Genomic DNA, 13,649 nt, shown 5'->3' on the forward strand with positions numbered 1-13,649 from the left:
GTATCGTGCCGTAGGGCGGTGCGTATATCGGCTCCGGTCGCTGTTAAAATCGGGAAGCTGGAATGGAATAGGCTGAGGAAGCTTCCCGATTTTAAAGGCGAACGCGTTACTCCTCCACCGATATACGCATCTGAGCAGAAAGGTGGTTGGCTGTAAGCAAGAACATGTCTTCATAAGAATTGATGATTCTAATCTTCTTGCGACGAAAAATCGTCAATTCTGCTGCAGCATCTCCAAAAAAGCTCCTGCAGCCAGCGAGGGCGACACCTGCTTCTGAACAGCGACACCGATATATCGATCCGGTAACGGCGTTTCTGTTCGAAGCTCTAGCAAAGAACCGTCCGAGATGCGAGACGCGACAAAGGCCCGCGGCAAGAATGCTGTTCCATAACCGCGCTCGGCAAATTCCGCTAACATGTCTAGGCTGTTCAACTCGAAGTCTGCTTCCACTTCTACTCCTTGTGAACGGAACCACCCTTCGATGAAAGAACGTGTAGAGCTGCCGGAGGACAGCATTAAGAGGGGAAGCTCCGTCAATTGTTCTGTCCGAAGGGGCTCTCGCGCACATTCTGCAAAGGCCGTTCCGATCACAGCGCAATAAGGGGAGGCATGGGAGTCGATGATCTTGATCTCTTCGTCCGATACGGGCAGGTGAACAAAGCCGAGGTCCAACGAGCCTTTCTTTAAGCGCTCCAAAATGCTGCTTGTTCGCTCCTGTGACAGCTGAATGCGGATGTCGGGATAGCGGGCATGGAATCGGTCGAGCAGGGAGAGAAGAAAGTCCTTAACGATGGCCCCATTCGCGCCAATCCTCAGCCGGCCTTCGCTGAACTGTTTTAGCTTCTTCAAGCGGCGCTCGGCTGAATCAAGTTCTTCGAATGCTTGCCGGACATGCTGATACAAGGCCTGACCTTCTTGCGTTAAGCGGACGCCCTTGGATAATCGGTCGAACAGCCCAACACCGAGCGCTTCTTCCAACTGCTTGATGGCATAACTCACCGAAGGCTGTGTCATATGGAGGTTTTGCGCAGCCTTCGTCAGATTGGAAGTCTCTGCAGCATGTAGGAACACTCGATACCATTCCGTGTTTGCGATCATGTGTTATCAATCCTCTCTATGGCAACTCTTCAATATTACGATTTCATTTATTTCAAATATACCTTTAAACTGAAGGAGAAGGAATCGAAAGTTTTCGGGAGGTAATGGACATGGCAGGAAGTACGTTTGGAGAGCGGTTGAAAATGACTACGTTCGGGGAATCACACGGAGAAGCGGTAGGCGTCATTTTGGAGGGTGTCACGCCGGGTGTAGAGCTGGACGAGACCTATATTCAGATTCAGATGGATCGAAGAAGGCCAGGGCAGTCCTCCGTTACGACTCCTCGCAAGGAATACGATAAGATCCGCATTTTATCTGGTCTTTTCGAGGGGCGAACGACCGGGACGCCCCTGTGCATTATGCTTAACAACACCGACATGCGCCCGTCGGCTTACGATACAATCAAATCAACCTACCGGCCCGGGCATGCGGATTTCACGTATGAGAAAAAATACAGCATCCGCGACTATCGCGGCAGCGGAAGAGCTTCGGGAAGGGAGACAGCTGCGCGAGTGGCAGCCGGAGCCGTGGCGCGCAGGCTTTTGGAACGTCGGGGCGTCTCCATCATGGCTTATACGACGGAGATTGGCGGCATCCGATGCGAGCAATTCGACGCCGATGCTATCGAACGGAATGCCGTTCGCGCGTGTGATCCCGAAGCGGCCCTTCGCATGATCGAGAGGATAGAACGACTGGCCGAAGAGGGCGACAGCTGCGGGGGAATTGTCGAATGCCGAATTAGCGGCATTGCCGCGGGACTGGGGGAACCCGTATTCGACAAGCTTGACGCCGAGCTGGCGAAGGCTATGTTGTCTGTCGGCGCGATTAAGGGCATTGAATTCGGGGCTGGCTTCCAAGCGGCCTCTATGCGGGGAAGCGAACACAACGATCAGATGGACGCGGGAGGGTTCCGGACGAACCATGCCGGCGGGATCATCGGTGGTATCAGCACCGGGGCGGACATCGTGTTCCGAGTCGTCGTAAAGCCGACTTCATCCATTTCTATCCCTCAACAGACGGTCGATGTAGACGGCAACGAACGGGAGATTGCGACGATCGGCAGGCACGATCCATGCATCTGTCCGCGCGTCGTACCCGTGATCGAAGCGATGGCTTGCATGGTCATCGAGGATCATTACAAGCGTCAAGCCGCCTTGCGGGACGAATAGCAGTGAACAATATGGATGAAGCTGGCCCGAGAGCATCAGCAGTGTCTTCATCTCAGCCATCGTTATTTCTGACGGTACATTCGCCACGTTGATTCTTCGGAACGGTCCGCTGAATTGAGCTGGCTGGGGCCGTCCATTAGCGGCCTGTCGTCCAAGTCAGCGGTAAGAGCTAGTTACTATACAGCAAAAAAACCGGAAGAAGACTGAAGTCTTTCTGCCGGTTTTTGATTTAAGAGATAAGAAAGTATAATCATCCGAGGCTTAGCATCCTTATCTCGCAAGAAAAACTTCCGCTAAATGCGGTCTGTCTACTGTGAAAGTACGTCGATAGACGTTTTTCTTATATTTAAAGATTCAATGCGGCTTTAAATCCAGGGGGGATGGCTGAAATCGCATTAAACCAGGGTTTTCAAGGAATCCGGCGTGAATGGTGCCAACTCGTCGAAACGTCCGTCTCGGACTTTAGCCGCCCACTCCGGATCGGCCAGCAGGGCACGGCCTACGGCAACCAGGTCAAATTCATGTTCCTCAAGGCGGCTCAGCAGCTCCTCGAGGTCCCTCTGGCCGGCACCCTTACCTTGGGTGAAGAGGCTGGTAAATACTTCATCGAGGCCGACAGAACCGACGGTGATGACCGTTTTACCAGTCAGTTTCTTGGCCCAACCAGCAAAGTTCAGGTCAGAACCTTCGAATTCAGGCTCCCAGAAGCGGCGGGTGGAGCAGTGGAATATATCGACACCAGCGTCAGACAGCGCGGTTAACAACTGACCCAGCTTTTCAGGCGTATCCGCCAGCTTGGCTTCATATTGGGTCGTCTTCCATTGGGATAGGCGGATGGCAACAGGGAAGTCAGGACCCACTGCTTGACGGACTGCTTTTACCACTTCGATCGCAAAGCGGGCACGCTTCAGCATGTCGCCTCCGTATTCATCGGTACGCTGATTCGTTCTTTCCCAAAGGAATTGGTCGATCAGGTATCCGTGGGCACCATGGATTTCTACGCCGTCAAAGCCAAGGCGTTTGGCATTCGCAGCCGCATCGGCATAAGCTTGAATAACCTGATCGATTTCATCCTTGGTCATCGGTTTCGTGACGATGTTGCCGTCCAGGTCAAGTCCGGATGGTCCGATCGGAAGTGCTTCCGGATTTGGCTCGGCTCCTATTGGTCTTGTCATGCCGATGTGCCAAATTTGCGGCATGATCTTACCGCCGGCTTCATGGACCTGCCGGACCACCTCGGCCCAGCCGTTCAATGCGGCTTCACCATGGAAATTAGGCACATTCGGGCTATCGGTTGCCGCTGGGTGGTTAATCAGTGTTCCTTCGGTAATGATCAATCCGACGCCATTCTCCGCACGCCGGCGATAGTAAGCGGCCACATCCGGGCCCGGAACGCCATTCGGGGAGAATCCGCGGGTCATGGGAGCCATCACCACACGGGACGAAAGAGTTAGGTTGCCGATAGTATATGGCTCGAATAGGGATGCAGTAGATCGGACGTGTTGATTTTGGTTGCTCATGTATGGAATCCTCCAATATGTTTGTTTAATATGCTTTTCTGTATTTTCATAAAAATAGATATATATGATAAAAAGAAAGAGCTTTTAAGCTTAATCTTCAATTTGAATTTGCTTGTTAAGCCTAAAGCTCTTCCTTGAGTTGTTCGATAAAACGCTGAATGCCCTCCTCATTACGTCTGTAATATGTCCATTGGCCCGCTCGATGGGATTCCAACAGACCGGCCTTTTGCAATTTTACCAGGTAGCCAGAAACGACCGACTGAGCGAGTCCTGTTTTTTCTGAAATGGAGCCCACGCAGATACCGCCCTGAAAATCACATTTGGAAGGCATGTGATCCTGCGGATCAAAATGTTTCTCCGGATGCTTCAGCCACTCCAGGATTTTAAACCGGGACTCGTTTGATAGTGCTTTGATGGTTTGTAAGGTATCCATACGCTTATTATATCTATTTTTATAGAAATGTAAATATGTTTTTTTGTGAACGCTCGGTCTATGGTAAGGCTTAACGTATGGGAGCAAAAATAAACGCGATAGATCCCTAAACCATTTAGGGCTTTGGGATCTATCCTACGTGCCTTATGTATTTATTCTTTGAAGGCTAGGCCCTTCTCAGCCAGGGCGGCGCGCAGTACTCCGATCGCCTTCGGTCCTACACCGTGAAGCGCCAGCAGCTCTTTCTCGGATGCCCGGGTAATTTCGGCAAGCCGATGATAGCCGGCAACGATCAGGGCTCGCCGTGCAGGGTTGCCCGCCTTAACGGGAAAGTCACTCTCGGCCGCAGTTGCATGGGGGTGTCATGCATGGAAATTCCTCACTTTTTCGGTTATTCGTCAAAAGAGCCATGGACTTTCGTGGATGAGTCAATGGCTGAGATTAAGCGCGTGGATAAACAATCAGTAAGATTATGTTACAGAACGACTTGGCTGTAAAGATTTAATCCGATCTTCATGGCGAATGTCCACGATTCATGGATGGTTCAGATAATCTTCACAAATCTATTGACATTATCACTGAGAATAATTATCATTGTGCTGAGTGTTGATAATGATAATTATTCTCAATAATTATTATTAATAAACAATATCTACAATACATAGAGGGTAAGAGGGGGAGAAATTCAATGCGCAGTATGAAGGGTCTTGTGTTTATCGTATTGATATTTGCTTTGGTTTTAGCCGGTTGCGGCGGAGGCGCAGCATCCAATCAAGGTAGCGGCTCCACCGCGGCACCCAATTCAGATCAAGGGGCTAGTCAGGGTGGGGATAACACCGAGGCCACGCCGGAGACCCGAACCATCAAGCACGCCCTGGGCGAGACGAAAATTACGGGCGTTCCGAAGCGTATCGTATCGCTGGAATGGCTTTACGCGGAGGATGTCCTTGCGCTCGGCGTTCAGCCCGTCGGCATTGCAGATATTGAGGGGATGAACCAATGGGTAAACATTCCGGTGGAGATCGGTTCGGACGTGACCGATGTCGGCACTCGTCAAGAGCCGAATCTGGAACTTATCGCTTCCTTGAAGCCGGACCTGATCATCGGTTTAAAATCGAATCTTGAAGCCGGCTATGATACTTATAACAGCATCGCGCCTACCTTGGTGTTTGATCCTTATCCGGTCGAGGGACAAGGGGATCAATATGAAGAGATGGTTAATACCTTCAATACAATCGCTGACGTGCTTGGTAAAAAAGACGAAGCCGCGAAAGTGCTTAGCGATCTGGATCAAACCTATGCCGATGCCAAAGCCAAGCTTGAAGCAGCGGGCATGACAGAAAAGCCGTTTGCGCTGGCGATGGCTTACAGCAACCAGAATGCGGTGACGTTCCGGATTTCGACGGACAATTCCCTGGCCGTCAAAATTTTGGAGCACATCGGGCTGACCAATGCTCATAAGCCAAGTCAATTTGAGGTCTACGGATTCACCACTGCGGACGTAGAGGCGCTGCCGGCTCTTCAGGATGCGAATTTCCTGCATATTATTCAGGATAGCGATAACGTCATCGAGAACCAATTGAAGGACAATCCGGTATGGAAAGGTTTGAACTTTGTTAAAGAAGACCGCGTGTATGCACTTGGCGGTGACATGTGGCCATACGGCGGCCCATTGTCTGCCCAAACCATGGCCCAGAAGACAGCTGATCTGCTCACAAAATGAGTCTCGGCAAGAAACTGGCACAAGGCTCCGCGCCGGTGAGCATCCATCCAGCCCCACCCGTTTCCTCAGGTAGGGGCTGGAAGCCGTTATGGATGCTGGCTGGAGGCCTTGTAGCTCTGCTATTTCTCACGTTTATCAGCTTGACGCAAGGGCTAGCGGATATATCCGTCAAAACGGTGGCGCAGGCCTTGGTGTCTCCGCAGGATATTGCAGACCATCATCTCATTCGCAGCGTGCGCCTTCCCCGAACGGTGATGGGCCTATTATCGGGCGCCGCCTTGGCGGTGTCGGGTGTACTCATGCAGACCGTCACGCGCAACCCGCTGGCATCGGAGACGACGCTTGGCGTGAATGCCGGCGCTTATTTGGCCGTCGTGGCGGGGATGATCTTCTGGCCGGGACTACTGCATCAGTATGCCCTTCCTTTGGCTGTGGCAGGGGGAACACTGGCGGCTGTCGCCGTCTATGCGCTGGCGGGAAAAACGCAGGGTTCACCCTTGCGGATTGCATTATCCGGGATGATTGTCACCTTGGTTTTATCCTCCGTTACGAGTGCGCTGGTGCTGCTGAACCAGCAAACGACCCAGGGGATTTTTCTGTGGGGCTCTGGCTCGCTTATTCAGAATGACTGGGATGGCGTAGCTTTTTCATGGCCGTGGATCATTGGCGGATTGATCGTGCTGTGTTTGGCGGTACGTCAGTGGGACATCCTGACTCTTAATGAAGAGTCTGCACGTTCCCTTGGTCAAAAAGTCGGCACCACCCGCTTGCTTGCGATGGGGGCAGCCATTGTGCTGGCCTGCGTGACCGTGAGCGTGGTCGGTCCGATCGGCTTTATCGGGCTGGTCGCTCCCCATCTGGTCCGCCTGTCCGGGGTGGTCCGGCATGCGGGGTTAATTCCGCTGGCTGCCTTATGGGGCGCGGCTCTGCTCGTGGGGGCCGATACGGTGGCCAGGATGTTCATAAACGCCTACGGTGAGCTTCCGGTCGGGGCCATTACGGCCATGATCGGAGCCCCGTGCCTCATCTGGCTGGCCATGCGGGTATCCCGCTCGCTGATCGGGGGACGCGGGGCTTCCGGCGGATCGATCATGGCGGGCACGAGCTTGCGCCGGATTCCTTATCCGGTCTTGGTAACGCTGTTCAGCGTGCTGCTGGTGCTGGTCTGGGTATTCAGCCTGATGAGCGGCAGTCTGCGCATTCCCTTCACGGAAATGCTGGCTGTACTTACCGGAGGCGGCGAGGCGATGTATCGCCAAATCCTGCTGGAGTTCCGCCTGCCGAGGCTGCTCACAGCCGGCTTGTCCGGCATGGCACTGGCCGTCAGCGGCAGTCTCCTGCAGAATGCGGTCCGCAATCCGCTGGGGGATCCCCAGGTGATTGGGGTAACCAGCGGAGCCGGTGCGGGCGCACTGCTCCTGATGATAGGCTTTCCCCAATTGTCGGCTGGCTGGGTACCGGTCGGAGCGGTTCTCGGAGGGTTGGCTGCAGCCGCGCTGGTATACGCGGTGTCCTGGAAAAGAGGACTTCATCCGACGATTCTTACGCTGGTCGGCATTGCCGTCGCCGCGCTTGGTTCCGCCATCATCAATCTGATGATTATCCATGCCAAGGTCGACGTAGCGCCGGCATTATCCTGGATGGCGGGAAGCACGTATAACCGGGGCTGGACCGAGGTGCAGCGGATTGTTCCCGCCATTCTGATCCTGCTGCCTCTGGCTGCGTGGCTCGGGCGGAAGGTGGATCTGCTGACGTTCAGTGAAGAAAGCTCCACCGGTCTCGGCCTTCAAGTACGGAATACCCGGATGTATGTCGCCATCATTGCGGTGCTGTTGGCTTCGATTGCCGCAGCCAATGTCGGCTCGGTCGGCTTTATCGGACTGCTTGCGCCGCATGCCGCGAGAATGCTGGTTGGGGCCCGCCATCGGCAATCGATGGTCATCGCTGCGCTGCTCGGCGGAATTTTGCTGGCTGGGGCAGACTGGATCGGGAGGGTGGTCATGATTCCGAAGGAATTGCCTTCGGGTATCGTTACCGCGCTTCTGGGTGCGCCGTACCTGTTATATTTGATGGGAAAATCCAATAAACTGAAAAAGAAATAACCGTCGTGATGATGAATATCCAAAAAGGCTATTCCATAGTCGCCAAGAGAGGTGACATGGGATAGCCTTTTTTTGTCTTCAATCGGTTGTTTATCAGATTTGCCTTGCTTTGCTTCTTCTGGCTGTGGTCGCTGTTAGGCTTCCGTGTACCGCACAAAAGACAGGATGATATCCTGCGGATGATCTCCGAAACCTGAACCATATAGATTCAGGCCGTTCGGGTGCTCGGCGTCTTTCTTCACTTCAAAGCGGACGCGGATTGGCCGGTTAAAGGCAAGCTCCAGCGAATCGATGGTCGTGGCGCTGGACTTGTGGCCATTGACCTGGCTGCCTCGTTTGGTTACGCGCCATTCTGTCAGCATGCCGTACTCACTGCCGCTTCTCCATTTATCCGGGGTGAGTTTCCCCTTGCGATCACCAAAATCACCGGGACTTCTCCAAGTGCCTACAGGGAGGTCGTTGATGCTAACGGTGATGTCGGATGGCCAATCCTGCTGGAAGGAAGGTGCCTCGGAGCTAAGCTCCGCACGGACGCTCAGCTCATCGAGGGCCGCTCCGGGAGGCATCGGGTTCGCAAAATAATATTCGATATATCCTGATCCCGAGAACCAGAGCAGTGCAGCCTCCGTTCGTTCCGGCATGTAAAAGGCGCGCGGATCGTCAGGGGACCCGATCAGAGATCCGTCCCGAGCTGCCATACCGCAGGTTGGCTCGATGGAGCAGTGGGAGAACATGCCGATCGGCATGTGGATTTCTTCCGTGCGCTGCAGCCCCTCACCTGGCTTCGAGGGCAGCTCGAGAAAAATGGAGCGGCAGGTGACGGCGCAGATTTTTTCCCGATTCGCTCCTTGCGAAGAGACGATCAGATCCGCTTGCTCCAGCATCTGGACATTAATGGACACCGTAGGCTGCGCAATCCCAAGCGACTCCGCCAACTGACCGACACTCATCGGTTTATCGCCGAGCGCTTCAAGGATGCGGACACGGACATCACTGGAGAGAGCTTTGGCCACTTCCACGATCCGGGATGCCGGATAACGGTTGGTTTCCAGCTTCGATTCGTTCATAATCCCCTTCCTTTACTGAAGAGTTATAGTGACTCCAAGTGTACAATAAATTCGCTATATTGTAAAAGTATAATGTACATTGCATTTATTATATATAGGTGCTAGAATAGGGGCAAATTCAGAAAAGGAAAGGTTGTGTTCGCTTCATGAAGACTCCTGTAGCACCCTCCATTCACACGGAAATTCCGCGCGCGGAGTACCCCAGACCGGATTTTGAGCGAAAGGACTGGTTGAATTTGAACGGCCAGTGGTCGTTCCGGCTCGACACGGAAGGATCAGATGTACTACAGCAAGCGGGTACCAGCACCGGTGATGACGCTACTGGCTTGCCGGGCGGAGACGCCAGCCTTTTTACCTCAGAGATTACGGTGCCGTTTTCTTGGGTCAGTCCCTTGTCCGGTATTGAGCGTAACGAGAAGGGGGTAGGCTGGTATCGCCGATCCGTGAAATGGGAGCCGGAGAAGAAGCAGGCCCGAGTCTTTCTGCGGTTTGGGGCCGTGGATTATCTGTGTGATGTATGGGTCAACGGCAAGCATGTCGGCTCGCATCAAGGCGGCTACGGAACCTTTGAATTTGACGTGACAACGGTTTGGGATACGGCAAAAGACAATACGATCGTTGTGCGTGCAGAGGACTTCGACCACAATTACCAAGCCCGAGGGAAGCAGGGGTATGGCGAGATCAGGGGCATTTGGCAGCCGGTTTGGCTGGAAGCCCGGCCGCAAACCTACATGGAGCAAGCCATCTTTACGACTTCCATTGACGGTCAGATCGAGTTGAAATCCAAGATCCAGGCTCAAGAAGCAGGCGTAGTGAAACTCCAACTCTCGTTTGCGGAGGGTTCGGTTACGCATCAGGTGGAGTGGGAGCTGCAAGAAGGCGCGAATGAACGGACAACGGTGTTCCAAGTCCACGACCCGCGGCTGTGGAGCCCCGAAACCCCTCATTTATACGAAGGGGAGCTGCGTCTGGCGGGTTCCTCCGGCGAAGATGTCGTCCATACTTATTTTGGCATACGCGAGATCGGAACGGCGAAGTTCGATGGACGGGATTATCGCTGGATTACGTTGAACGGGAAGCCGGTCTATTTAAACGGAACGCTGGACCAATCCTACCACCAGACGGGATTTTTCACCTACCCGACGGATACCGAGATGCGGGACGAGATCTATCTGATGAAACGGCTTGGACTGAACTTCGTGCGGATTCATATTAAGCCGGAGGAGCCCCGCAAGCTGTATTGGGCGGATAAACTCGGGATTCTGGTGATGGAGGATATGCCATGCTTCTGGGGGAATCCGGATGAAACAGCACGTTCTGCCTATGAACGCGAGGCGCTGGAAGTGATTGAACGGGACCGGAATCATCCGTCGATTTTTTCATGGGTTATGTTTAACGAAACTTGGGGACTTCGTACGGATAGCGAGGCTGCCGGCCTGACGGGCGGCGAAGGACAGCATCGGTATTATCTTCCGGAGACCCAGGAGTGGGTAAGGGAGAAATATAGATGGGCCAAGGAGCTGGACCCGACTCGGATTGTGGAGGACAATCCTCCATGCGCTTACGATCATGTGGAGACGGATATCAACACGTGGCATTTTTACATCAATGGGTATGAACCGCTGCGGAATCATATCGAGGAGATTGTCCAGAAGACTCATCCGGGATCCGAACATAACTATATCGGCGGCAATCAGCAAGGCGACGCTCCGCTCATGAACAGTGAATGCGGAAACGTATGGGGAATTGACGGGGGAGCCGGGGACAGCGATCTCGCGTGGCATTACCGTTACATGCTGAATGAATTCCGACGCCATGATAAGCTGTGCGGTTTCGTATTTACGGAATTCCGCGACGTGACAAACGAATTCAACGGCTACTACCGTCTGGATGGGACGGACAAAAAATTCGGGTACGAGGATTTCGTGCCGGGCATGACGATCGCTGACCTGCACACGCCGGACTTCATTGTGATTGACGCACCGCCTTGTCAGACGCTGGAGCAAGGGGCTGAGGCAGTCATACCGCTGCTGCGCTCCAGTTATTCCGATCAATACCATGGACAAAAGCTTATCCTGGCTTGGGAATTATCCCATGATCAGCTCGGAACGAAGGTTGTAACTGATCATGGGACCCTGGAAGTGGCCTGGGATGGTTACGGTGTTGCGCCACTAACGGAATTGAAGCTTCGCATGCCGAAGACCGATGCGGTTGCAATTCTCGGTGTTCGCCTGCTGAATGCGGGAAGCGGCGTGGTAACACGCAACTTCACGACGTTTGACGTGCGTGGCGGACAGGGACAGGGGAACGATGGAGTGGAAGGCAGAACCGTAAGCATCCCGGTTAACACTTTCCGTGAGCAAAGCTTCAGCTACATGTGGGAGGCGCTACAAGGCTCCAAAGTGAATGGCGGCGGAGAGGGCCGATTCGTCTATGAGGTGCAGCTGCCGGATCATGACGAACAGCCGCTGATCCGCGACATCGAGATTTTCTTCGAGGCTGGGGCGAAACGCTTATTGGCCAGAAATATCGAGGGTGCGCGGCATCGCACGCACGGAATCGACTTTATGCACGGAGCTTCGGCGGACGTGGAGTATAACCCGAGCACTTACTATATGACGGATGAAGAGCTGCATGAATCCCGTATTTCCGTGTGGGTGGACGATGTTCAAATCGGCGAGGTTGTGCTCGCGGATGATCCTGCCGATGGCCGGGGCGTTCTGTCGTGGCACTATCAGCCGGTCCATAATCTTCTGGAAGAGGCCGGTTCGTACGGATACCTGTGCCAGGCGCAGGTACCGGGAAGACTCGCGGCTGAGCTTGACCGCAAGCGCAGCTTCCGGCTGGAGCTGCGGGCCGAGGAAGGCGGCATCAGTCTCTATGGTCGGAATGCAGGCCGCTATCCGATCGATTTGCTGGCGCGGTGTCGGTGATCATGGCAGATACAAACCATTAATGTAAAGTATAATACGAAGTGGGCTGTCCGTTAGTAGTAGTGAATAACTACGTGCCGGGCAGCCCATTTTGTGTGGGGATTTTTCGTCTAACATGTCTTAAACAGCTCTTATCTTAGGTGGGGTCGTTTGTTGCCTCTATCTCTTTCCTTACTCAGTCTGTGCGTGCAATAATACGAGCAATCGCAGAATCTGTCTTTATAAGTAGCGGTAATGCTATAATCTCAAAAGATTTTAAATTCAATAACTGATCAACATCCACTAAATTCTCAGCTATAAGCACTTGATTATCAAATAGATATTTATGAATTTCAAATGGAAACTTATCGGGCGATGGTGTATCCAACCCCATCATTTTTATCTTCTTTCGAACCACCAATTCAGCAAATTCTTTCGTTAAAGTCGGATATTCCGTAAAATACCTCTCTTGCCTGAAGTAGATACTGTGTCCTGTATAAAGAATTAATATTGTTCCTTCACTTATCAAATGCTCGTATTCATCCTTATAATCGATTCGATTCATTCCAGAGACATTTAACAATGTTCCTGTCCCAATAAATGATTCTAACGGGAAATCACATAAATATTGATCTGAATTAATTAAATGCATAGGACCATCAATATGTGTTCCAGTATGCATATTGATGGTTAATTGATGATTACAGTAACCGTCTGTCATCAGGTTTTTTGTTTGTATTAATTCAATCTCACTGTCACCAGGATACACAGGTAGCTGATTTTGGATAAGGTGAGTCAAATCTATAAGCTTCATTGATATCCCTCATTCTTTTTCTCTTATCATTACGAAGATTTCCGAGAACGTTTCAGTATAATACGCCCTAATCCCAATACATATAAAAATTCACCACGAGCTTTTCTTGCCCACAATCAGGGCAATCAAGTGCTGTATTTTGAAGATGATCTAAAGGGATTGACCCCTGACGCGTGAATGTATTGTTATAAGATGGCTGATGGCCCTGTCTTCGTGGCACTACTTTAAAATCCATGTTACTGCATCATTGAAATCTTCTGCTATATAATCCAGAGATACCTCTAACCACTTGCCATAGTACTCATTGTTCTCATACTTCACTAGATCATTCTTGCCTGAACCTGTCTTAACTAAGATCTTAATGCAACCAGCTTCCTGTGCTGCCATCATGTCTGTCCACCTGTCACCGATTACTATGCATTTTGTTAAATCTAAGTTAAGTTCTTTAGCTGCTTGATGTAGCATTCCCGCCGACGGCTTCCTACAATTACAACCTTCTCCATGTTGATGCGGGCATATGTATACTTCATTAAACCCAAAAAGTGATAACTCATTCAAGAAGTCTTCTTTTTGTGCTTCTCCACGAGATATTCCTGGCTGATTAGTAAATGCACATATAAACTTGCCAGCTTGTTTCAATTTACTAATCGATTCTTTGACTTGGGGAAAGAGCTGAAACTGGCCAGGATAATCAACCTGATCTCCACCTCCGATAGTTCCGTCTCGATCAATAAAGATAACTTTTTTTGTCAGGACATCCATGAAATCGCTCCTTTGAAAACAGGTTTACGGGGATTTTTTATAACGTTCT

General features: G+C 51.9%; 10 protein-coding genes. 4 read left to right on the plus strand and 6 right to left on the minus strand.

Annotation, left to right across the window (positions count from 1 at the left end; translation table 11 throughout):
• Positions 1-213 precede the first annotated feature (213 nt).
• Complete coding sequence (locus PLA01S_RS29630; RefSeq protein WP_127595817.1) at positions 214-1,098, minus strand: LysR family transcriptional regulator; 885 nt, start codon at positions 1,096-1,098, stop codon at positions 214-216.
• A gap of 110 nt (positions 1,099-1,208) precedes the next feature.
• On the opposite strand from PLA01S_RS29630, the gene aroC reads away from it, so the two are divergent.
• A complete protein-coding gene (aroC, locus tag PLA01S_RS29635) occupies positions 1,209-2,267 on the plus strand; it encodes a chorismate synthase (protein WP_127595820.1) in 1,059 nt (352 codons plus the stop codon).
• Between the two features lie 395 nt (positions 2,268-2,662).
• Here the strand turns inward: aroC and PLA01S_RS29640 are convergent, their stop codons facing one another.
• Both PLA01S_RS29640 and PLA01S_RS29645 read right to left on the minus strand, forming a co-directional pair.
• Positions 2,663-3,787: an NADH:flavin oxidoreductase gene (locus PLA01S_RS29640; protein WP_127595823.1), complete on the minus strand. Its 1,125-nt coding sequence runs from the start codon at positions 3,785-3,787 to the stop codon at positions 2,663-2,665.
• Positions 3,788-3,908: 121 nt separating this feature from the next.
• Positions 3,909-4,220 carry an ArsR/SmtB family transcription factor gene (locus PLA01S_RS29645; RefSeq protein ID WP_127595826.1) on the minus strand — a complete coding sequence of 104 codons (312 nt, stop codon included), beginning with the start codon at positions 4,218-4,220 and terminating at the stop codon, positions 3,909-3,911.
• Between the two features lie 688 nt (positions 4,221-4,908).
• Between PLA01S_RS29645 and PLA01S_RS29655 the strand changes: the two genes are divergently transcribed.
• Together PLA01S_RS29655 and fhuB are read left to right on the plus strand one after the other, a co-directional pair.
• Entirely contained in the window at positions 4,909-5,943 is a 1,035-nt protein-coding gene (locus PLA01S_RS29655; RefSeq protein WP_127595829.1) for an ABC transporter substrate-binding protein, read from the plus strand.
• Positions 5,940-8,045, plus strand: coding sequence for a Fe(3+)-hydroxamate ABC transporter permease FhuB (gene fhuB, locus PLA01S_RS29660; protein WP_127595832.1), 2,106 nt, complete (start codon positions 5,940-5,942; stop codon positions 8,043-8,045). Before PLA01S_RS29655 ends, fhuB begins: the two co-directional genes overlap by 4 nt.
• A gap of 134 nt (positions 8,046-8,179) precedes the next feature.
• On the opposite strand, the gene PLA01S_RS29665 is transcribed toward fhuB, so the two are convergent.
• Entirely contained in the window at positions 8,180-9,112 is a 933-nt protein-coding gene (locus PLA01S_RS29665) for an ArsR/SmtB family transcription factor (RefSeq protein WP_127595835.1), read from the minus strand.
• A gap of 146 nt (positions 9,113-9,258) precedes the next feature.
• Between PLA01S_RS29665 and PLA01S_RS29670 the strand changes: the two genes are divergently transcribed.
• Entirely contained in the window at positions 9,259-12,045 is a 2,787-nt protein-coding gene (locus PLA01S_RS29670) for a glycoside hydrolase family 2 protein (RefSeq protein WP_127595838.1), read from the plus strand.
• 175 nt (positions 12,046-12,220) lie between these two features.
• Here PLA01S_RS29670 and PLA01S_RS29675 read toward each other — a convergent pair whose 3' ends face one another.
• Together PLA01S_RS29675 and PLA01S_RS29680 are read right to left on the minus strand one after the other, a co-directional pair.
• Positions 12,221-12,838: a cyclase family protein gene (locus PLA01S_RS29675; RefSeq protein ID WP_127595841.1), complete on the minus strand. Its 618-nt coding sequence runs from the start codon at positions 12,836-12,838 to the stop codon at positions 12,221-12,223.
• 219 nt (positions 12,839-13,057) lie between these two features.
• Positions 13,058-13,600: an HAD-IIIA family hydrolase gene (locus PLA01S_RS29680; RefSeq protein WP_127595844.1), complete on the minus strand. Its 543-nt coding sequence runs from the start codon at positions 13,598-13,600 to the stop codon at positions 13,058-13,060.
• Between the last annotated feature and the right edge of the window lie 49 nt (positions 13,601-13,649).

The sequence above is a fragment of the Paenibacillus lautus NBRC 15380 genome (assembly GCF_004000945.1).
GTDB classification, from domain to species: Bacteria; Bacillota; Bacilli; order Paenibacillales; family Paenibacillaceae; genus Paenibacillus_AQ; species Paenibacillus_AQ lautus.